Below are 21,028 nucleotides of genomic sequence, written 5' to 3'. Positions count from 1 at the left end.
CGCCGACAGGGACATCGTTCGGCATAGGCTGATGTTCCGGGAACCTGGAAGGTTCTAGGGTGCCGATAGGAGGACGGATGCGGACGATCCTCTTGCAGGCCGAGGCCACCGACGCCGGAGCGGCCGTCATCGAGCTTCCTCCGGGTCGCGAGGTCACCTTCGGCCGCGGAACGGAGAGCGCCCCGGTCGACTTCCCGCTGGACCATCCGGGGATATCCCGGCGGGCCGGGATCATCCGGGCCGTGGACGACTACTGGCTGCTCACCAACCTCAGCCGCGACGCCACCCTGGTCGTGGAGAACCCGGAGGGCGGCGGGGAGTTCCTCAAGGTGGCTCCGCGGCGGGCGGCGGCGCCCGTGCCGTTCGAGTTCGCCCGCGTGGTGCTCCCGGTGGCCGGTGGCGCCTGCTCCTTCCTGGTCTTCGCCTCGCAGCACAGCTTCATCGACCCCGACGCGCCCGAGAGCGCGACGGTCGGCGAGCCGACCGTCTCCGGCTTCCCGGTGGACGAGACGGCGAAGTACTTCCTCGTGCTGGTCGCGCTCTGCGAGCCGCGGCTGCGCGACGGCTCGTCCCCGGTCATCCCGACGGTGCCGGAGATCCTGGAGCGGCTGCGCGACGTTCCCGGCGGCGCGGGCCTGACCAGGGCTGCGGTCAACTTCCACATCGACTATCTGGCGCGGACGAAACTGCGCGTCAAGCCGCCGTCGGGCTCGCGCAAGGCCGACTGGCAGCGCGCCGCGCTGGTCTCCGTCGCGCTCCGCTTCGACCTGGTGCGGGAGGAGCACCTGAAGCGGCTGAACGGCTGATCGCGCCCCGTACCCGATCGGAACGCCGACCCGGCGAGGGTGACCCACCGGGCCACCCTCGCGGCCCGTCATCGCGGCTGGTACTCGGCCCGGTGTCTCCGTACCAGGTCGGCGTGGGCCTGGAAGCGCTCGGGAATCCCGCCCTCCTGGCGGACCACGTCGTCGGAGGAGCGGAACGCCACCGCTCCCAGCAGCCCGGGGTCTCCGGGCACCCCGGCCAGCAGCGGCAACCGTACGCACAGGTAGCGGCCGACGGCGGGGATGGTGTCCTCGGGTGACAGCGGCGGGGTGAGGATGGTGCCCAGGCGCTCGTTCGGCAGGTAGTACTGAAGCACCGACGGCGTCCAGCGCGCCAGGCCGTACTCGTTCGTGTCCATGTCGACCAGGTACGGGTCGAAGTCGCTCTCCACCTTCAGCATTCCGGCGACCAGTGCCGGGCTCAGGCCCGGCACGTCACACATCGTGCCGGCCTCGACGATCAGCGCGCGGTACTCCCGGGGGATGTCGGAGTCGGTGCGCAACCACCGCCCGAACGGATCGGCCAGCCGCGAGTCGACCAGCCCCGCCCCCGAGGCACCCGCCAGCACGAGAGCGGCCGAGGCCACGGCCTTCGCCATCCGGCGGCCCGTTCGCCGGGGCGCCCCCTTCAAGGTGCCGGCCAGCAGCCGCGCGCGGTAGAGCTGACGGGCCGCGCTGGGCCTGGACCTCGGGTCGGGGTTCAGGCAGTCGCCGACCCAGGAGCGCCAGGCCTCGGGCAGCGAGACCGGCAGCGACAGGGGTGACTCGCCCGCCGCGTACTCGACGGCGGCCACGTAGCGGGCGCGGGCGGTGGGGGCGCTGAAGGGAAGGTGGCCGGTGAACAGCTGGCACGCCGTCACGCCCAACGCCCAGATGTCGGCCGAGGCCCGCACCGCGTGCCCCTTCTCGCTCAGCGGCTCCCCCCAGCGCTCGGGAGGCACGTGGTCCACCGAACCCATCGGGGGAAGGTAACCGTGCGTCCCGTCCATCTCGGTGGCCAGGCCGAAGTCGGCGAGCCGTACCGAGCCGTCGGCCATCACGAGCACGTTGTTGGGTTTGAGGTCTCCGTGCACCCACCTCTCGGCGTGCATGTGCGCCAGCCCCTCGCAGATCTCGGCGATCAGCCTCGGCGCGTCGGGAACCGGTGCCCCCTCCCCGATCAGGTCGGCCAGCGACCTTTCCGCCAGGTCCATCACCAGCACGCACGCGCCGTCGAGTTCGGAGTTTCCGGCGTCGTCGATGACGAGCGTCTCCCGCAGCCGGATCAGCCGGGGGTGCCGGAGCCTGTCGTGCAGGCGTATCTCCCGCTCCGTCATGTCCCGCAGGTGCCGCAACTGCCGCCGGGTGAGCGTGCCGGTGGGCAGGAACTTCAGCGCCGCCTCCTGCCCGTCCCGCGTTCCCAGGTAGACGCTCGCCCAGCTCCCCGTGGCGACGGGCCTGCCGACCCGCCAGTCACCGACGCGATACCCCGAGGAGACGCTGACCGCCCATCCCTTGGTGTCCATCGTCCTGCCGCCCTCTCACACCATCGAGCCGGCGCGATGACCGCGGTCGTCGCCCGGAACGCCGTGAACAGGTGGATGCGCCTCGGACGGATCACCGTACGGGGGCCGCGCCGTCATGCTAGATCAAATACGAGCGCGTCGAGCGTCGTCACCGCGGCCGGTCATCCGTCGTACCCGCCGGTGGCGGCCTGCCCGCTGATCTTTTCGGTCGGTCCGGCAGGAGGATCGGTGTCGCCCCCATAGGGCGGGGGTTCCGAGGCGCGCGCAGGTCAGCGCGGTGGGCGGTATCGCGCCCGCCGGGAACCCTTGCGGGAGGGCGGCGGCTGGTTATCGTTTCTCCGGAACAGTCAGGACGGCCGGTCAGCAAGGGAGCTACATGAGCGAGACTCCGACGCCTCCGCTGTACATGCGGCGAGCAGGGTTCGGCCCGGATCCGGAACTGGAAACGCTGCGGGACGGGCAGGGGATCGGGCGCGTCAGCACACCGTTCGGCATCGACGCCTGGCTGGTGACCCGCTACGCGGACGTGCGGACGGTGCTGAGCGACCCCGAACGGTTCAGCAACGCGGTGGGGATCGACTTCGTGCCGTCCGACACGAAGATGAGCAAGGAGGAGATCGCGGCGCTGCGCGCGGGCAACATGCTCGCCCTCGATCCTCCCGAGCACACCCGGCTGCGCCGGACGCTGACGCCGGAGTTCACGATCCGCCGGATGCACCGGCTGGAGCCGCGGATCACCCGCATCGTCGAGGAGCACCTGGACGCGATGGAACGCGCCGGGTCCCCGGCCGACCTGGTGTCGTCGTTCGCGCTGCCGATCCCCTCACTGGTGATCTGCGAGTTGCTGGGGGTGCCGTACGCCGACCGGGAGGACTTCCAGCGCAGGAGCAGCAAGATGCTCGATGTGGCCTCGCCGTTCGAGGAGCGTCTGGCGGCCCAGATGGAGTCGCGCGCCTACATCGGCGAGCTGGTCGCCCGCGCCCGGGTCGATCCCGGGGAGGAGCTGCTCGGCACGCTGGTGCGCGAGCACGGCGACGACCTGACGGTGCACGAGCTCGTCGGCATCGGCACCCTGCTGCTGCTGGCCGGACACGAGACCACCTCCAACATGCTCGGACTGGGCACGCTGGCCCTGCTCCGCCATCCCGACCAGCTGGAGCTGCTGCGGAAGGAGCCCGAGCGCATCGACGCGGCGGTCGAGGAACTGCTGCGCTGGCTCAGCATCGTCCACTCCGGCACCGCCAAGATGACCGCCGCGGAGGTCGAGATCGCCGGCCAGGTCATCGGGCCCGGCGAGCTGGTGGTCTGCGCGCTGCCCGCCGCCAACCGCGACGCCGGGTTCCTGCCCGACCCCGAGACGCTGGACATCACCCGGGGCGCGCCCGGCCACCTGGCCTTCGGCCACGGCGTGCACCACTGCCTGGGCGCCCCGCTGGCCCGGCTGGAGATGCGCATCGCCTTCCCCGCGCTGCTCGGACGCTTCCCCGGGCTGCGCGCGGTCGAGCCCGAGGCGCACTTCCGCTCTTTCAGCGTCGTGTACGGCCTGACGTCCCTGCCGGTCGCCTGGTAACCAGCAGGACCGCCCGGAGCCGCGATCTCGGCTCCGGGCGGGTACGGTTCAGGCGCCCGGGCTCAGGTCGCCGTGGAAGACCTTGTCCAGGAAGCTCTCCAGGTTGACGACGACCCGCATGATCCGCTCCTCGTTGCCGAGCGTCTCGAACCGCACGCCGAGCTCCGTCTTCTTCACGTCCCGCACGTAGAGGGAGCAGGCCAGGTCGGCGCACATGTAGGTGCCGACCGTGTTGCCCTGGCGGCCCGCGGCGCCGACCCTGGGCGCGACGAACAGGGAGATCCCGGTGCCCGCGTGCGGTGTCACGCAGATCGAGCAGACCGTGCTCTTGGCATAGCTCCTGCGCACCTCCCGGCTGAGGCGCAGGGTGACGCCGACGAGCTCGCCGCGCCGCTCGACGACCAGGTAGCCGCGGTCGGGCGCGCCGGGGTCGAGCCAGCCCAGGAAGTCAAGATCGGCCCAGGGGGTCTCCGGCAGGTTCCTGGGCAGGTTGATCCTGCGCGCCTCCCCCTTGGAGCAGTTGACGAAGGATCCGCGTATCTCCTTCTCACCGACCGGAATCATGACTCACCCACTGTTGATCGACACGTCTGCTGGAGCCCCGCCCGCGCGACCGGCGCCTCCGCAGGGGGGCAGGCACGGGCGCGACGCCGGCGAGCGAACTGCCGGCTCACTGTCTTTTCCGACATTCAGTGCCGACCACTATGTCAGCACGACATCGGGGACGTCGAATACTTTTCCCTCTGATGTCAGGACACCCCTCGGGGGGTTCGGGGCCACCTGGACATGGGCCTGCCCGCGACGACGCCGAGCTGGAAACGCACGATGGAAGCCGGCGGTACGGGGCGCTCGCCGATGAGTCCCAGGTCCCCGTGGACGGCACGCACCGCCACACGGGTCCGGTCCTCGATCTCACGGCCGTGCTGCCGGAGGGTCGCTCGTCCCGCACCCGGGAAGATCCGGGGACGGGAGCGTCCGCGGGCTCCGAAACCGCAGGTCAGTCGCGTTGGCGCAGTTCGGCGTTGATCCGCAGGGCTTCCTGGAGCTGGTCCTCCAGGATGATGATGCGGCAGGCGGCTTCCAGCGCGGTGCCCTGGTCGACCAGTTCTCTGGCGCGGGCGGCCAGGCGTAGCTGATAGCGGGAGTAGCGGCGGTGTCCGCCGGACGAGCGCTGCGGCTCGATCAGTCTCGCCTCGCCCAGGCTACGCAGGAAAGCCGGCGTGGTGCCGAGGATCTCGGCGGCACGGCCCATGGTGTAGGCCGGGTAATCGTCGTCGTCGAGCTTGATCTCTGGGTTCTGTGGGGCTGGATCCATTGCACCTTTTTCACGTCACAGGGGCCCCGGTGCTGCAGCACCGGGGCCCAGAGTTATGGGTTCAACACCTTTCATCGACACGAGTGTCGATTCTTCGTATCCGCACTGGCCGCCCGAAAGGCAGGAAGTGCGGGGATCGCGTACGCGTGACCGGAGACCACCTTCCAATCTGATGGGACTACGGCACCCGCCCGGCGAGACGACAACCGGTGGCGGGCGATCCAGCGGCGTGTGACCCTCCCCCTTTTCCTCTGATTTCCCTATGTACCTCTGCCATCGGCACCGGTTGGAACCCCTTGCAGGATCTCGGCTCCAGCACGCCTGCCGACGGCACCGCACGGGCTGTCCTCATGCCCGCCGGCCACCGCGTCGGAACCCGTGCACCAGCTGGCTCCAACACGCCTGACCGTCTTGCCACTTCTTTGCGACAGTTCGTCATCTGCCGCGACTTCTTGATGTTCTCTACTCTGCTGACACCTGAAATACTAACCCGCCCAACAGCTGATGTCTACTGCGGCCACAACAGATTTTCTCTGCCGACCGCACGACCAACCGTCCCGTGTCCGGCACTTCGCACTCCATACCGACCGGGAGACCCTCGCGCACCGGATCGAGTCGGACGTCGTCAACCCCGAGTCCCGATGGCCGCGTGAGACCAAGCCGTGAGCGGCCAGGCGGTGTAGATGGGGACTTGTCAGCTTGTATCCGTACAGAGCACTACGCTCAACATATGTCTGACCAGCCGGTATGCCACTGCCTGCTCTGCGTCGAGCGGGAGGTGGAGCTCGACCAGGCCGATCTCAGGACACTGCGGAGAGTCCGGGACCGGGGGTGGGCGATTGTCATGATCCCGGAGGACGAGGACGGCCCCGGCTGGGCGTTCACCGTCGGACTGTGGCACACGCTCCGCTCTCCCGAGGTGGTGATGCTCGGCCTCCGGGTGGACGTGATGGGCAACTGCCTCAGCACCCTGGCCGACCGGATCGCCGCCGGGCACCACCTGGTCGAGGGCCGGGAGCGGGGCGACGTGATCAGGAACTACCCGGTCGTCGCGAAGGCGGTGGACCCCAGCTGGTACCGGTCGCTGTTCGGCACCGCGCTGCACTTCTACCAGGGGCCCCCGCTGCCCTTCATGGAGATCGTCTGGCCCGACGCCGCGGGCCGCTTCCCCTGGAACGACGGCTGCGCCCCGCGACTGCGGGAGCTGCAGCCCGCGCTCTGGATCCCCAAGGACGACCACGCCCCGGGCCCCTGGACCAAACTCCCCTGACCGGACCGTGCCGGGCGGGCCCCGGCCCGCGTTCCCGATCGAACCGCCGGAGACGCCTCCCGGCGGAGGCCGCGGGCATGATGAGGCCACCGTGGGACAAAGGCCGGCACCGCCGTACCACGGACGCCCTGGTCTGCGCCGACAGCGCCGGGAAGGCGCGCGGACCCGCCGGGTGTGCCGCGTTTCCCCTGGATGCCAGGCCGTGATTTTACAAGGTTTCTCACCAATTCCAAGGCGATGCGTTTCCGGCCGCCCCGTGGTTCTTCCCAAGTCATCCGCAAGTCCATTCCAAGAGGGAACACGGAGCCTTGGCCACGGCCATCGAAGGCTCCGCGAAACACGTCCAGGGCGCGTTCCCGGCATCAATTCTCTTCGCACGTTCCTATCGGCAGAAATGTGAGGATAAGTGACGTCCGAAAAGGTTGCCGAGCCGGCCCGAGATCGACCACCTGACGAGGCGCGGCTCGTACCCCCGTGACCGCCGGGCGGCACACGCACTCTCACACGTTCTGATGTCACGAATGAATTGTCGGAGAAAGCCGGTCGCTCAGCCCCGTGAGTCCGGCGGGGGCCCGAGCCGCGGCGCACGGTGCACCGCCACGACCGCCCGACAATGCCCATGAGGAGAATCATGCACGTCGAACTCAACGAACCCGTCGTGGAAGAACTGCACAGGGCGGTTTCGGAGCCGATCTTCAACCCGATCCTCAAAACCTTCGTCGGGGAGGGGAAACTGGACTACGAGGTGTATGTGCGGACCTCGGAGTTGTTCTCCCTGCAACCCGCCACCGACGAACTCGTCTCCTCCGACGAGCTGATGTTCCAGATGGTCCACCAGGCCCAGGAGGTGTGGCTGAAGCTGCTGGCGCACGAGATGACGGAACTGGTGGGCGACCTGGACCGGGACGCGCTCTGGGACGCCTCGGCGCGACTGGACCGGATCGCGCGCATCGTCCGCTGCCTCCGCGACGAGCTGGGGGTCCTGGAGACGCTGACACCCGACTCGTACCAGACGATCCGGCAGCATCTCGGGAACGGCAGTGGGCAGGAGTCACCGGGGTACAACCGGCTGCACGTGGCGGCCCAGTACGTATCGGACGCGCTCGACCGGCTGACCGCCCGCCGCGAGGTTTCTGCCGCGGATGTCTACCAGGCCCGGGACGCCCGGCACAGCGATCTGAAGCGCACGTTCGAGCTGCTCCTCGACGTGGACGAGGCCTACCAGATGTGGCTCGTCACCCACTTCATGCTCGTCCGCAGGACGATCGGCATCAGCCGGAGCACCGCGGCGCTCGACGGCGTGCCGACGCAGGTGCTGACCGGCCGCATGACACAGCCCCTCTTCCGGCGGCTGTGGAAGGTGCGCGAGGAGATGACCGCCACCTGGGAACGCGGCGGCGGGTACGTGCCCGGAGAGTCCAGGCACGCGGAGAAGGGCTCCTGATGATCCCCACCGGCAGGACGGACGGCGTGGACCACGACCGGATGGCGAGGTCGCTGCGCGCCGAGTTCCCGCTGCTCGACACCTGTGTCTACCTCAACAGCAACTCCACCGGCGCCGTCCCCCGGGGCGTGGAGGAGGTGCTGCGCGGCTACTGGCGGACGCTGACCAGGTGGCGGGACGAGGTGTGGGGCGACTGGCTGGCGCAGACGTCGGCCTACGCCGACGCCCTCGCCGCCTTCCTCGGCGCACCCCCTGGTTCCGTCGTGACCGACGTGAACCTCAGCACGCTGCTCGCCAGGGTCGGCACCTGCCTCGACTTCGGCGGCCCGCGCAGCAAGGTGGTCACCACCGGCCTGGAATTCCCCACGGTGCCGCTCATCTGGCAGGGGTTCGCCCGGTATGGAGCGGAGCTGGAGATCGTGGGCTCGGGTCCCGGGTTCGACGAGGCCGCGCTGGAGGCCGCCATCGACGAGCGGACCCGGTGCGTGTGCGTCTCACACGGCAGCTATTCCACCGGAGCGCTGCTGGACCTGCGGCGGATCGTCACCAGGGCCCACAGCGTGGGCGCGTACGTCATCGTGGACGCCTACCAGACCGTCGGCGCGGTTCCCCTGGACGTCACCGAACTGGGCGTCGACTTCGTGCTGGGCGGTGCCCACAAGTGGATGTGCGGGGCCGGCACCGCTTTCCTGTACGTGCGCCCCGACCTCATCCCCGACCTGCGACCCGCGGCGACCGGCTGGCTGGCCGGCGCCGACCCGACCTCCTTCCGCTCACCGGTCGAGCCGGCCGGGGACGCCCGCCGCCTGGCCTCCGGCACACCGGTGCCGCTGGGACCGATGATGTCCAGGATCGGCCTCGACCTGCTGTCCGGCATCGGCGTCGAGACGATCCGCGGGCACTCGCTGGCGTGCACCGGCCGGGTACTGGAACGCGCGGACGCGGCCGGAATCGAGGTGGTGACCCCGAGAGAGCCGCACCGGCGCGGCGGCGTCGTCTGCCTGCGGTTCGACGGGGACGAGCGGGTGAGCAGGTCACTGGTCGACCGGGGCATGGTGTGCAGCTGGCGCGGCTCCCTGCGGGTGGCGCCGCACATCTACAACACGATCGCCGAGGTCGACGCCTTCATGGACGCCGTCGAGACGGAACGGGAGCGGATCACCGCATGAACGTCACCACCCTGTCGCCACGGGCTCTGCTGAGCCTTCTGGCCAACGGTACGAAGGCGATGGACGTCGTGGAGACCGCGCTGCGCCTCGGCCTGCTCGACGCCCTCGACCCCGACGCCCTCGACCCCGAGTCCCCGTCCGGCGCCGAGGCCGGCGCCCGGACGGACGGCGTCTCCCTGTCCGAGCTCAGCGCGCGGCTCGGCGTCGTACCAGGCCGGCTGTACAAGATGCTCGACTGCCTGGAAAGCCTCGGTTTCGTCCACCGGGAGCAGAGCGGCGACGAGCTGGACCTGGTCCGCTACCGGGCGGTCCCCGGGCTGAGGCAGGCGGCGGAGGCCGTCGCCGGTCCCGGCTCGCTGGAGCGCGACCGCGACCGGTATCCGTGGCGCCTGCTGCACGGCAGGCTCGTCGACGTCCTGCGCGGCGAGATGTCGATCCCCGCGGCCACCTTCGGCTGGCCACCGCGCGACGAGGAGCAACTGGCCGACTTCGAGCAGAGCATGGCCGCGGGTCTCGGCCCGGTCATCGAGACGTTCCGCGCGCACGCCGGGTGGCTGTGGGGCGAGCGGGCGCTCCGGCTGCTCGACGTCGGCGGCGGCGACGGCACCCTCGCCGCCCATCTGCTGGAACGCTCGCCCGCCCTCCGGGTGGACGTGTTCAACCTCCCCGCGGCGGAGGCGCTGGTGAGCCGTACGAGGAAGGAGAGCGGTCTCGGCGGGCGGCTCGGATTCGTCGCCGGAGACTTCCTCGACGGCCCCCTGCCCGGCGGGTACGACGCGCTGTCGTTCGTCCGCGTCCTGCACGACTGGCCGGTCTCCACGGCACGGGCGCTGCTGCGGAAGGCGCACGCGGCCCTCGTCCCCGGCGGGCGGATTCTGATCTGCGAGGAGTTCAGGACCCCCGACCGGCTCGCCGGGCAGTTCTTCTGGTCGTACTTCCTCATGGGCGTCGACACCTGTGTCAGCCGCCTCTACGAGATCGAGCACTACGTGCGGCTGCTCGAAGAGAGCGGCTTCAGGGACGTCACCGTCCTGCCGGGCCCCTTCGAGCTGATCACCGCGACCCGATGACCCCGCAGGTCCGCCCGGCGGCCCCCGCCGCCCTTTGAGGCCGGACCCGCGCGGAAACCCGGGCGAGTGCACTGGAAGTCGTACGGCCACGGCCGGAGATCACGACTTCTGGAGTACGGCGGGTGCCTCCCGGGGAGGGACGCGCGGGCGGTGAGCGCGCCGGAAGCATGAGGGCATGGAGACGCTCGATCTCGCCCGCCTGCAGTTCGCCGTGACCTCGGGGGCACACTTCCTGTTCGTGGCCCTCACCCTGGGCCTGGCCACGGTGCTGGCGGTCACGCAGACCCGGGCGACGCTGACGCGTTCCGACACGCACCTGCGGATGACCCGGTTCTGGGGACGGCTGTATGTGATCAACTACGCGATGGGCATCCTCACCGGGCTGGTGATGGAGTTCCAGCTCGGGATGGCCTGGAGCGGGCTGACGCACTTCGCGGGGAACGTGTTCGGCGCCTCACTCGCGATGGAGACCCTCGTCGCCTTCTTCGTCGAGTCCACGTTCCTGGGGCTGTGGATCTTCGGCTGGGACCGGTTGAACCGCTGGGCGCACCTGGGCGTGATCTGGGTGGTCACGATCACCGCCTACGCCTCGGCGTACTGGGTCCTCGTCGCCAACGGCTTCCTGCAGAACCCGGTCGGTGCCGAGGTCGTGGACGGGACGCTGCGGCTCACCGACGCGGCGGCGGTGCTCACCAACCCCGACGCGCTCCTCCCGTTCGCCCACATCCTCTCCGGCGCCCTGGTGACCGCCGGGTTCTTCCTCGCCGGGGTGAGCGCCTACCACCTGCGCCGCGGGACGGCCGAGCAGGAGTTCTTCCGCAGGTCCCTGCGGATCGGCGTGTTCACCACGCTGCCCGCGCTGCTGGCCAACGCCGCGTTCGGCGGCGTGCAGTTCCCGACCCTCCAGCCGATGAAGTCCGCCGTCTTCGCCGGTCGGGAGGAGGAGATCGCCCGGTTGCAGGCCGAGATGGTCGCCGTCCACGGTCCGGGGGACTACATCCCGCCCACCGCACCGACACAGCTGGGCGCCATGATCATGCTGGGTGTCTTCACGGTGCTGCTGCTCGTGTCGGCGCTCAGCGTCCTGCTCGCCTCGTTCCACCGGATGGTACTGGGGGCACGGGCCTGGCACGTGCTGCTGATCGCGATGATCCCGCTGCCGTTCGTCTCCATGATCGCCGGCTGGGTGTTCCGGGAGGTGGGCCGCCAGCCCTGGATGGTGGAGGGCCTGCTCAAGACCGAGGACGCGCTGAGCGACCTGTCACCGGGCACGATGGTCCTCTCGCTGATCGCCTTCATCACGCTCTCCGTCCTGCTGGTGGCCGTCAACACCTGGATCCTGGCGCGCGGCGCCCGCCAGGGCCCCGAGGCACCCGCCACCGGCCCGGCCCCGGCAGAGCCGACTCCGGTCCTGGCCTTCTGACAGCCTCGCATCGCAAAGGGATATCGCTGTGGAAATCGCCCTGCTCGCGTTCTTCGCGGTCGGCTACTTCGTCCTCGCGGGCGCGGATCTCGGGGTCGGCATGCTGCTGCCATATCTCGGCCGCACCCCCGAGGAACGCGGCCGGGTGCTCGCCTCCATCACCCCGTTCTTCCTGACGAACGAGGTCTGGCTGGTCACCGCGGTGGGCGTACTGATCGGCGCGTTCCCCGTGCTGGAGGGGGAGATGCTCAGCGGGCTGTACCTGCCGTTCGTCGCGCTGCTGCTCGGCTGGATCGCCCGCGACGCGGGGATCTGGCTGCGCGGGCGGGTGGACCGGGCCGCCTGGCGGGCCTGGTGCGAGGGCGCCGTGGTCGCGGGAAGCTGGCTGGCGGTGCTGAGCTGGGGGCTCATCCTCGTCGGGATGGGCGACGGGTTCACCGTCGGTCCCGGCGCGCTGGTCGCCGCTCCGCTGGGGGCCGTCCTGTTCGCCGCCCACGGACTGTCGCTGGCCGGGCTCCGACTCGACGGCGCCCCTCGGGAGCGGGCCCGGCGGTTCGCCGGGCCCTCGGCCGGGCGTACGGTCTACGCCCTGACGTCGGGCGGGATGGCTCTGGTCTGCCTGCTGGCCGGTGCCCGCCTGCCACTGGCGGAGCACCTGGCGGACCCGGCGACGCTCGCCCTGCTCACTCCCTCGATGCTGCTGCTCACTCCCCTGCTGGTGGCGTCACAGGTGTGGCTGTGGTGGCTCTTCGGCCGCGTCCAGGTCAGGCAGTGATCATGAAAGCAAGCCCGAGCAGCACTGCCACGGGGATGACCCAGACCACGGCCTCGATTGCGAACTCCTTGTACACGGCGAGCTTCTCCCTTTTATCCACGAAAGCGGTGAAGCGCAGCATATGCGCACTTGGCGGCATCCTCACACTCGGGTCGGAGACCCCTCCGGGGACAGGTAGTGAAAGCTCGGCTTCCGGTGCATCAGGAAATCGTGGTGGGAGATGTTCCAGGCGTAGGCGCCCGCCATGGTGAACTCCACCCGGTCACCGGGCTTCAGCGCGACGGGCACCCGGCGGGCCAGGACGTCCTTGGGAGTGCAGAGCTGGCCGACGATCGTGATCGGCTCACCGGGCTCCGTGATGACCAGCGGCTGGTCGTGGCCCTTGGTGGCGGGGGTGCGGATGTGGTGGGTCCCGCCCGCCACGACCGCGAACAGCTCGCCGTGGACGCGCTTGACATCGATGACGCGCGTCACGTAGCGCCCGCAGTAGACGGTCAGCGAGCGCCCTGGTTCGATCCTGAGCGTCTCCCCGGGACGGCGCAGCCGCCCAAGGCCCTCCCCGTAGGCCCGCCAGTCGAACCGGGCCCCGGGGTCGGCGTACGAGACGGCCATGCCGCCGCCGAGATTGATCTCCCCCACCCCCAGCGTCCGCGCGTAGTCCAGGACCGCCGCCGCCAGCTCCAGCATCCGGGGCGCGTCGAGCCCGCTGGCCAGGTGGGCGTGGATCCCGCGCAACCGTACGGCGTCCTGGCTCTCAAGCAGCGCGACGCACTCGGCGATCCCCGCGGGATCCATCCCGAACGGGGTGGCGCCGCCCCCCATCGCCAGCGAGGCCCCCTCGATCGGGATGTCCAGGTTGACCCTGAGCAGCACGTCGGCGGAGCGCCCGGAGGCGAGCAGGCGGCGCAGCTCGCCGGGACTCTCCACATGCAGGCGGGTGACCTCGCTGAACAGCTCGTCGTCGGTCTTGCCGGGGCCGCCCAGCGCGACCGGCGCGTCCGGGAAGTGCTCCCGCACGTGCGCGAGCTCCCCGCCGGAGGCGACCTCGAAGCCGTCGAGGTGCGGAGCGAGCGTCCGCAGCAGCTCCGGGTCGGGGTTGGCCTTGACCGCGTAGTACAGCTCGACGTCTCCCAGCGCGGCCCGGACGGCCCCGGCATGGGCGTCGAGCTCGGCCAGGTCGTAGACGTAGGCGGGTAACCGCCCGGCGGGAACGGCCCCGGGGGGCCGCGTCACGGCCGTGACTGTCACAGCGTTCTCTCCGATCTCGACGGTACGGGGAGCCGGATCTCGACGATCAGGCGGTGGACGGGTGTGACGGTCAGAACTCGTCGTACCCGGTGACCTGGCCGATCGAGAAGATGTGCCTGTTCGCGGCGCAGATCGTCTCCAGGACGTGGACGGGCGTGTCCTCGCTGGAGTAACCGGCCCGAAGGACCTGTACGACCCACTCCCCCGGTTCGAGTTCCAGGGTGTCGTACTCGAAGGATGTCGGCGGGCGAGCCGTCAGGTTCTCCTCGGCATGGCCGAAGACGTGCCCGAGGGCGACCAGCGCCGACTGGAGCGACGGCTTGACGAACTCGGGCTCGGCGATGCGCGTTCCCCCGAACAGGTCCGCCCGGAAGTAGCTGGTGGCGATCCGTACCGGAACCTCGTTGGCCGTCATCATCTTCCGGCGGGCGATCACCTCGGTGCCGGGCTCGACGCGCAGGCAGGCCGCCACGTGATCACTCGCCGGCTCCGGGCCGACATAGAGCATTCTGCGGTCCGGCCTGATCCCCTGCCGCTCCGCCTCGACGAGAAAGAGGGAGGCGGAGGCGCGCACGGCGGGGTCGGTCGGCAGTGCCCGCCGGACCAGCACCTTCGGAGCGCGGGCCGCCGCCCCCTCGGGGGCACGGGCCGTCGGCCCCTTCCGCATCTGGGATATCCGGCCGGGGGAGACGCCCAGGCGGGCTCCTATCTCCTCCAGGCCCATGCCGGAGTCCCGAGCCTCGGCGATCGCCTGGCGGCGCATCTTCGCCGCCTCCTCCAGGCGCTCCTGCTCCTCGGTCATGAGACGGCCCAGAACCCGTGCGCGCTCAATGGGGTCACTCAGCTCGGAAACATCACGCAGCGTATCCAGATCCATCCGGGACCGTTCTCCTCGCGCTCGACACCGACTGGGATTTTAGCCCCCCTACAGCGAGAGAAACCGCAGCCGGGACACCGACCCTGCGACACGGAGAGGAAAGTCACCTCGGCGCCGCCCAGGATGACGATGATGACTGAATGTAATGTTGTGACCACACCCAGAGGAGGCTGTCGACGATGACAGATGCGAGTGCCGAGGAACAGGACGTCGTCGCCGAGCGGCTCAGGTTCGGGACGGGCTTCGCCGAGAGCGAGCGTCAGAGGATCATCGAGCGGTTGGCCGGGCTGGGAAAGCGGCTGCTCTCCTACCCCGGCGACGCGGTGGAGCTGCGGCTGAGCGTCAAGGACCGCGACACACCCCAGCAGCGGGTGACGCTCGAATGCGTGCTCCCGGGCACGGAGCCGCTGGTGGCCCACTCCTACGAGCAGGATCTGCCCGCCGCGCTCGCGGAGGTCCGCGACGAGCTGATCCACCACCTGGACAGGCTCAAGACCAGGCGGGACCCGCGCCGCGACCACCCGCACCGGCCCTGAGCCACGACACCTCGGAGATCACCCGTACCCGCCGGGAGCCGGGCGAGGAATACCGGATGTGCCGATCACGCTGTCCCTCACGAAATGGCCGTTTTGACCATGCGGGGAGCCGTTATGACCGCCCGGGAGATGCGCCTGGTCGTCACCGCCGCCGACTACGAGGAGGCGCTGCGTTTCTATCGCGACGTGCTCGGCCTGCCCGAGCGGGCCGCCTACTCCTCGCCCGACGGCAGGGTGACGATCCTGGAGGCGGGCCGGGCCACGCTGGAGATCGCCGATCCCTCGCAGGCGGAGTTCATCGACCGGGTCGAGGTGGGGCGGCGGGTGGCCGGGCACATCCGGGTGGCGTTCGAGGTCGACGACTCCCCCGCCGTCACCGCGAAGCTGGCCGGAGCCGGGGCCACGGTGATCGCCGAGCCCGTCCGGACCCCGTGGGACTCGCTCAACTCCCGTCTCGACGGCCCGGCCGGGCTCCAGCTCACCCTCTTCACCGAGCTGGGAGAGCCCGGCGGCACCGGATCGGAGACCGCTCAGGGCTGATCCCCTCACCGGTCGGTCACCTCTTGGCCGAGCCGCCCTTCGGGGGCGCCTCCGGGGCGGAGGCACTGAGCCAGCGGGTGCCGTACGGCTCCAGGGGGAACTTCACCCGGCCGCCGGCGGGCAGCTTGATGGTGCCGTCCACCAGCAGGTCGACCAGGACCTCGCAGTGGTCGAGTCCGTCGAGCGTCAGCTCCACCTGGGCCTCGCGGTCGGCGAAGTTGTGGACGGCGACCACGGTGCGCCCGTCGGCGTCGGCCCGGTGGGCCAGCACCGCCTCGTCCCCGGCGTCCAGGATCTCGTAGGTCCCCCAGGCCAGCTCGGGTGACTCCCGGTAGCGCTCGATCAGCAGCATGATCCAGCGCAGCAGCGAGTCGGGGTCGCGGCGCTGGTCGGCGACGTTGACGTTGCGCGGGCCGTACCTGCCGGTGGGCGAGGCCACCGGGGTCTTCGGATCGGCCGAGAAGCCCCCGCCGGCCGACCACTGCATCGGGACCCGGACGGCCATCCGCCCCTCGGCCTCCAGGTTCTCGCCGAGGCCGATCTCCTCACCGTAGAAGAGCACCGGCGTGCCCGGCATGGAGAACAGCACGCTGTAGGCCAGTTTGAGTCTCCGCATGTCCCCGTCGAGCATCGGCGGGAGGCGGCGGCGCAGGCCCCGGTCGTAGACCTGCATGTTCTTCTGGGGCCCGAAGGCGTCGAAGACCTCCTGCTTCTGCGACTCGGTGAGCTTGTCCAGGGTCAGCTCGTCGTGGTTGCGGAGGAACATGGCCCACTGGGAGTCGTCGGGCGGCTCGGGCCGCTCGCGCAGGGCGTCGGCGAGGAGTTCGGGGTTCTGGCGGGCCATCGACAGGTGGAACCGCTGCATGGCGATGAAGTCGAAGCACATGGTGACCTCGTCGCCGTTTCCGCTGTCGCCGAAGAACCTCATCAGGTCCGGGTAGGGCAGGTTGACCTCGCCCAGCAGGATCGAGGTGCCGTCCCGGCGGTTCATGAAGGCGCGCAGGTCGGCGAGGAACTCGTGCGGGTCGCCGCCGATGTCCTCGATCAGGAACGGCACCGCGTCCACCCGGAAGCCGGACAGGCCGAGTTCCATCCAGAAGCCGAGGATGCGTGCGATCTCGTCGCGGACCTCCGGGTTGCCGGTGTTCAGGTCGGGCTGGAACCGGTAGAAGCTGTGGTAGTAGTACTGGCCGGTCTTCTCGTCCAGCTCCCAGAGACTGTCCTCCTTGTCGGGGAAGACGATCGCGCCGGGGTCCACCGGCCCTGGCTCGTCCCGCCAGATGTACCAGTCGCGCTTGGCGGAGTCCCGGCTGGAGCGGGCCTCGACGAACCAGGGGTGCTCGTCGGAGGTGTGGTTGACCACCAGGTCGGCGATCACCCGCATGCCGCGGTCCCTGGCCGTCCTGACGAACTCCACGAAGTCCCCCAGGCTGCCCAGGCGGGGGTCGACCGAGTAGAAGTCGCTGATGTCGTAGCCGTCGTCGCGGCTCGGGCTGGGAAAGAACGGCATCAGCCAGATGCAGGTCACCCCGAGCCGCTCCAGGTGATCGACCTGCTGGGTGAGGCCGCGGAAATCACCGATGCCGTCACCGTTCCCGTCCTTGTAGGTCTCCACGTCCAGGCAGTAGACGACCGCGTTCTTCCACCAGAGGTCGGCCGTATGGGTGAGTCGCATGCGTCCGCACTACCCTCCCTTTACTCATTTATGGGGTAACGCACCGCGGAGTTGACGCGAGGGGGGTCGCAGCGGCCCCGAAGGGCTACGGTGGACAGCGATGACGGCCAGGAGGAGATCATGCGACAGCTGAGGCGCGGCGCGCCCTTCGGCTGGCTGCTGAGCCTGCTGCTGCCGCTGCTGGTCTCCGGAGGGCTGGGCGGGAGCACCGCCGCCCTCACCCGGCACGCCGCGGTCGTGCAGGCCGTCGGCGAGCATCAGCCGCTGTCGCGCCCGCTCCTGGACGGCGTGCAGCGGCACTCCCTGGTCTCCGGCTTCGCCGGCATCGGGGCCGGTACGGGCGGCGGGGGCGGTCACCCGCTCGCGACCCCGCCCACCGACCTCAGGCACCTGTTCCTCGCCGTCGGCCCGCTCACCCGCCCGGCGGGTGACGAGGACAGCCGTCCGCTCGCGGCCCTGCTCGTCAGGCCGGGGCGCGCACCACCCACCTCCACAACCGGTTGAAACACCCCGGAACCGCTCCGGGTCTCTTCGTCATACGCGAAAAACGCCTTCCCGTGACCGAACGCGGAAGGCGTCTTCTCAGGTATGCGGAGAACGCCTGCCCGTAGCCGAAAGGCGCTCCCTCCGTACGCGGAGCGTGCCGTCATACCTGAACGCTCTTCCGGCATGACCTCGGACAACTCCCCCAGCCTGTGGAGGCTTCCATGTCGCGTGCCCCGGTGGTACGCGCGATAGCGGCGCTCGCCGTCATCGCCACCTCGCTGTACATAGCCCTGACAATGTCGCCGCGCCTCGGTCTCGACCTGCGCGGCGGTACCCAACTCGTCTTGGAGACCCAGGACTCGCCGACGGTCAAGGCCGACGCCGCGGCCACCGACCGCACCCTTGAGGTGCTCCGCCGCCGGGCCGACGGCCTGGGCGTCGCGGACGCGCCGCTGGCCCGCTCCGGCGAGCGGCGCATCATCGTGGAACTGCCGGGTGTGCAGGACCCGACCAAGGCCGCCGAGGTCATCGGCAAGACCGCGCAGCTCACCTTCCACCCCGTCCTCGGCGCCCCCGACCCGGGAGCGGAGACCAAGCCGGGCAAGGGAGAGCAGATCCTGCCCGACGATCGCGGCGTCCCGCTGCACATCGGGCCGGCCGCCCTCACCGGCGACGGCGTCGGCGGCGCCGAGGCCGGGATCGACGCCCAGCAGGGCAGTGGCTGGTTCGTCACCGTCGACTTCCGCGACCAGGGACGTGCGGCGTGGGCCAAGCTGACCGGTGAGGCGGCCTGCAACGAGCCGGGCGACCCCAGGCGCAGGATCGCCATCGTGCTCGACTCCAAGGTGATCGTCTCGCCCCAGGTGAACGAGGACGTCGGCTGCAAGGTCGGCCTGCCGGGTAACACCACCCAGATCACCGGTACCTTCACCGCCGAGGAGGCCTCGGAGCTGGCCCTGCTGATCAAGGGCGGCTCGCTGCCGGTGCCCGTCGAGATCGTCGAGCAGCGGACCGTCGGCCCGACGCTCGGCGCCGCCGCGATCCAGGCCAGTGCCTGGGCCGCGGTCATCGGCATCGCGCTCACCGCGCTGTTCATCATCGTGATCTACCGGCTGGTGGGTCTCCTCGCCGCCATCGCCCTGGCCTGCTACGCCCTCATCTCGTACGCGGCGCTGGTGGGGCTCGGTGCCACGCTCACCCTGCCGGGACTGGCGGGCTTCGTGCTGGCGATCGGCATGGCCGTCGACGCCAACGTGCTGGTCTTCGAGCGGGCACGTGAGGAGTACGCCGAGACGCCCAACCTCGGGGGCTCGCTGGAGAAGGGTTTCCGCAACGCGTGGAGCGCGGTGGCCGACTCCAACATCACCACCCTGCTCGCCGCCGGGCTGCTGTTCTTCCTGGCCTCCGGCCCGGTACGCGGCTTCGGCGTCACGCTGAGCATCGGTGTGATCGCCTCGCTGATCACCGCGATGGTCATCACCCGCGTCCTGGCCCAGTGGGCGGTGAGGTTCAAGGCGGTGTCCGCACGACCCCGGATGACCGGCCTGTCCGACATCGGGCGGGTCCGCGCCTGGCTGAACATCCGCAAGCCGAACCTGATGAACCGCCGCGCCGGGTACTTCGCGATCACCGGCCTGCTGGTGGCCGCGTCCGTGGCCGGGGTGGCGGTGCGGGGGCTCGACTTCGGCGTGGAGTTCACCGGGGGCAGGCTCGTGGAGTACTCCACGACCACCCCGATGAGCGCCGACGCCGCCCGCGAGCTGGTCAGCAAGGCCGGGTTCCCCAACGCGGTGGTGCAGGCCTCCGGCGAGGACATCTCCGTACGGACAGGTCAGATCACCCCCGCCGAGGTGGTGAAGATCGAGAAGGCGCTGGAGAGCGAGGGCGGCCAGGTCACCAAGGAGCGCGACGAGCTCATCGGGCCGAGCCTGGGGGACGAGTTGCGCCGCAACGCGCTGATCGCGCTGGGCGTCGCGCTCGCCGCACAGCTCGCCTACCTCGCCTTCCGGTTCCGCTGGACGTTCGGCCTGGCCACGGTGGTGGCCCTGGTCGCCGACGCGACGATCGTGATCGGCGCGTTCGCGTGGCTGGGCAAGCCGGTGGACGGGGTGTTCCTGGCCTCGATGCTCACCGTGATCGGCTACTCGGTCAACGACAAGGTCGTGGTCTTCGACCGGGTCCGCGAGCTGTGGGGCGCACGGCCGAAGAGCTCGTTCGCCGAGGTGGTCAACACCTCGATCCTGCAGACCGTGCCCCGTACCGTCAACACCGGTCTGGGCGCGCTGTTCATCCTGGCCGCGCTGGCGGTGCTCGGCGGCGACTCGCTGACCGACTTCGCGGTGGCGCTGCTGATCGGAATCATCGTCGGCACGCTCTCCTCCGCGCTGGTCGCGGGGCCGGCGGCGATCGAGCTGGAGAAGCGCAGGCCCGGCGCGCCGCCGCAGCCCAAGCGGAAGGGCCCGGCTCCGGCCCGCCAGGGTTCGGGCGCCGTGCTCTGAGTGACGCGCTCTGAGTGACGTGCTCTGAGCTCTGAGTGGCGGGGGACCCCGGGCCGGAACGCGTTCCGGCCCGGGGTCCGGTGGGCGGCTCCCCGCAGGATCTGGGAGGAGCCGTCCACCGCCATGACTTTCCCACTAACCCTATAGACCATAGGTGAATTTATGCACAAAACTATCGCGATGGGCTATTAAAGCCGCTTTTTTCAGGGAGGCCGAGGCACGCGGCGGGGCACAACACTGGTGCGAGATCTTCGGCCGTCGAAGCAGAGCGGTCACGAACACGGGGAGCAAGCATGAGCCATGCGGTGAAGATGAACCCTCAGGTACAGAAGAACATTGACATGTGCCTGGAGAGCCACAGCCGTTGCGAGCAGACCATGACCTACTGCCTCATGCAGGGGGGACGGTACGCCGACATGTCGCTCATCGGCCCGCTCATGGACTGCGCCGACATGACCCGTCTCTGCGCGGACATGATGATGCGCCAGTCGCCGATGGCGAAGGAGATGTCCGCGATGTGCGCGAAGGCCGCGAACAAGTGCGCCGACGCGTGCATGTCCATGGAGAGCGACCAGATGATGAAGGAGTGCGCCGACGCGTGCCGGACATGGGCCGAGGCGTGCCGGACGATGGCGAACGCACGAGCCTGAGTCACGGAATCCAGGTAGAACTCTCACGGGTCCTCCAGCCGTGGAGGCGCGGGGGGGGGGGGGGCCCGCGGACTAAGGGCGGGCCCCCGCCGCGGGGGGGGGGGAGGGGGGGGCCAAAAAAACGAGCGGGAGGGACGGGGCGAAGGTCTAGGG

General features: G+C 70.1%; 20 protein-coding genes. 13 read left to right on the top strand and 7 right to left on the bottom strand.

Annotated elements, in window-relative coordinates:
- Nucleotides 1-77: 77 nt before the first annotated feature.
- Nucleotides 78-806 (top strand): winged helix-turn-helix domain-containing protein, encoded by a 729-nt coding sequence (locus AB0J58_RS36175; protein WP_364224369.1) that lies wholly within the window; start codon nt 78-80, stop codon nt 804-806.
- Between the two features lie 68 nt (nt 807-874).
- Here AB0J58_RS36175 and AB0J58_RS36170 read toward each other — a convergent pair whose 3' ends face one another.
- Nucleotides 875-2,329: a serine/threonine-protein kinase gene (locus tag AB0J58_RS36170; protein ID WP_364224367.1), complete on the bottom strand. Its 1,455-nt coding sequence runs from the start codon at nt 2,327-2,329 to the stop codon at nt 875-877.
- A gap of 376 nt (nt 2,330-2,705) precedes the next feature.
- Here AB0J58_RS36170 and AB0J58_RS36165 point away from each other — a divergent pair, with 376 nt between their 5' ends.
- On the top strand, nt 2,706-3,899 hold the full coding sequence (locus tag AB0J58_RS36165) for a cytochrome P450 (RefSeq protein ID WP_364224365.1): 1,194 nt from the start codon (nt 2,706-2,708) through the stop codon (nt 3,897-3,899).
- 48 nt (nt 3,900-3,947) lie between these two features.
- Here the strand turns inward: AB0J58_RS36165 and AB0J58_RS36160 are convergent, their stop codons facing one another.
- Entirely contained in the window at nt 3,948-4,463 is a 516-nt protein-coding gene (locus AB0J58_RS36160) for an FBP domain-containing protein (protein ID WP_364224363.1), read from the bottom strand.
- A gap of 433 nt (nt 4,464-4,896) precedes the next feature.
- On the bottom strand, nt 4,897-5,214 hold the full coding sequence (locus AB0J58_RS36155; protein ID WP_364149903.1) for a MerR family transcriptional regulator: 318 nt from the start codon (nt 5,212-5,214) through the stop codon (nt 4,897-4,899).
- Nucleotides 5,215-5,944: 730 nt separating this feature from the next.
- Between AB0J58_RS36155 and AB0J58_RS36150 the strand changes: the two genes are divergently transcribed.
- The 6 genes from AB0J58_RS36150 to AB0J58_RS36125 all read left to right on the top strand — a co-directional run bounded on the left by AB0J58_RS36150 (nt 5,945) and on the right by AB0J58_RS36125 (nt 12,365).
- Complete coding sequence (locus tag AB0J58_RS36150; RefSeq protein ID WP_364224361.1) at nt 5,945-6,484, top strand: DUF4262 domain-containing protein; 540 nt, start codon at nt 5,945-5,947, stop codon at nt 6,482-6,484.
- Nucleotides 6,485-7,115: 631 nt separating this feature from the next.
- Entirely contained in the window at nt 7,116-7,928 is an 813-nt protein-coding gene (locus AB0J58_RS36145; RefSeq protein ID WP_364224359.1) for a tryptophan 2,3-dioxygenase family protein, read from the top strand.
- Complete coding sequence (locus AB0J58_RS36140; RefSeq protein ID WP_364224357.1) at nt 7,928-9,097, top strand: aminotransferase class V-fold PLP-dependent enzyme; 1,170 nt, start codon at nt 7,928-7,930, stop codon at nt 9,095-9,097. The genes AB0J58_RS36145 and AB0J58_RS36140 overlap by 1 nt, the downstream gene beginning before the upstream one ends.
- Nucleotides 9,094-10,167, top strand: coding sequence for a methyltransferase (locus tag AB0J58_RS36135; protein WP_364224355.1), 1,074 nt, complete (start codon nt 9,094-9,096; stop codon nt 10,165-10,167). Before AB0J58_RS36140 ends, AB0J58_RS36135 begins: the two co-directional genes overlap by 4 nt.
- Nucleotides 10,168-10,342: 175 nt before the next feature.
- Nucleotides 10,343-11,590: a cytochrome ubiquinol oxidase subunit I gene (locus AB0J58_RS36130; RefSeq protein WP_364224353.1), complete on the top strand. Its 1,248-nt coding sequence runs from the start codon at nt 10,343-10,345 to the stop codon at nt 11,588-11,590.
- A 28-nt stretch (nt 11,591-11,618) separates the two neighbouring features.
- Complete coding sequence (locus tag AB0J58_RS36125; RefSeq protein WP_364224351.1) at nt 11,619-12,365, top strand: cytochrome d ubiquinol oxidase subunit II; 747 nt, start codon at nt 11,619-11,621, stop codon at nt 12,363-12,365.
- Here AB0J58_RS36125 and AB0J58_RS36120 read toward each other — a convergent pair.
- The 3 genes from AB0J58_RS36120 to AB0J58_RS36110 all read right to left on the bottom strand — a co-directional run bounded on the left by AB0J58_RS36120 (nt 12,355) and on the right by AB0J58_RS36110 (nt 14,490).
- Nucleotides 12,355-12,486 carry a hypothetical protein gene (locus AB0J58_RS36120; RefSeq protein WP_343974738.1) on the bottom strand — a complete coding sequence of 44 codons (132 nt, stop codon included), beginning with the start codon at nt 12,484-12,486 and terminating at the stop codon, nt 12,355-12,357. The genes AB0J58_RS36125 and AB0J58_RS36120 overlap by 11 nt on opposite strands.
- Before the next feature lie 20 nt (nt 12,487-12,506).
- On the bottom strand, nt 12,507-13,598 hold the full coding sequence (locus AB0J58_RS36115; protein WP_364224349.1) for an alanine racemase: 1,092 nt from the start codon (nt 13,596-13,598) through the stop codon (nt 12,507-12,509).
- A gap of 85 nt (nt 13,599-13,683) precedes the next feature.
- Nucleotides 13,684-14,490 carry a UTRA domain-containing protein gene (locus AB0J58_RS36110; RefSeq protein ID WP_364224347.1) on the bottom strand — a complete coding sequence of 269 codons (807 nt, stop codon included), beginning with the start codon at nt 14,488-14,490 and terminating at the stop codon, nt 13,684-13,686.
- A gap of 179 nt (nt 14,491-14,669) precedes the next feature.
- On the opposite strand from AB0J58_RS36110, the gene AB0J58_RS36105 reads away from it, so the two are divergent.
- Nucleotides 14,670-15,026, top strand: a complete 357-nt coding sequence (locus AB0J58_RS36105; RefSeq protein ID WP_364224345.1) for a hypothetical protein — start codon at nt 14,670-14,672, stop codon at nt 15,024-15,026.
- Nucleotides 15,027-15,140: 114 nt separating this feature from the next.
- Complete coding sequence (locus AB0J58_RS36100; protein ID WP_364224343.1) at nt 15,141-15,566, top strand: VOC family protein; 426 nt, start codon at nt 15,141-15,143, stop codon at nt 15,564-15,566.
- Nucleotides 15,567-15,582: 16 nt separating this feature from the next.
- On the opposite strand, the gene AB0J58_RS36095 is transcribed toward AB0J58_RS36100, so the two are convergent.
- Nucleotides 15,583-17,241, bottom strand: coding sequence for an alpha-amylase family protein (locus AB0J58_RS36095; RefSeq protein WP_364224341.1), 1,659 nt, complete (start codon nt 17,239-17,241; stop codon nt 15,583-15,585).
- Nucleotides 17,242-17,361: 120 nt separating this feature from the next.
- On the opposite strand from AB0J58_RS36095, the gene AB0J58_RS36090 reads away from it, so the two are divergent.
- From AB0J58_RS36090 to AB0J58_RS36080, 3 genes are all read left to right on the top strand, one after another.
- Nucleotides 17,362-17,745 carry a hypothetical protein gene (locus AB0J58_RS36090; RefSeq protein WP_364224339.1) on the top strand — a complete coding sequence of 128 codons (384 nt, stop codon included), beginning with the start codon at nt 17,362-17,364 and terminating at the stop codon, nt 17,743-17,745.
- 203 nt (nt 17,746-17,948) lie between these two features.
- Nucleotides 17,949-20,225, top strand: coding sequence for a protein translocase subunit SecD (gene secD / locus AB0J58_RS36085; protein WP_364224337.1), 2,277 nt, complete (start codon nt 17,949-17,951; stop codon nt 20,223-20,225).
- A gap of 293 nt (nt 20,226-20,518) precedes the next feature.
- Nucleotides 20,519-20,875 (top strand): four-helix bundle copper-binding protein, encoded by a 357-nt coding sequence (locus tag AB0J58_RS36080; RefSeq protein ID WP_343974764.1) that lies wholly within the window; start codon nt 20,519-20,521, stop codon nt 20,873-20,875.
- The last annotated feature ends 153 nt before the right edge of the window (nt 20,876-21,028 follow it).

Source organism: Streptosporangium sp. NPDC049644, assembly GCF_040675205.1.
Classification (GTDB): Bacteria; Actinomycetota; Actinomycetes; order Streptosporangiales; family Streptosporangiaceae; genus Streptosporangium; species Streptosporangium fukuiense.
This window is presented reverse-complemented; position numbering and strand designations above follow the sequence as displayed.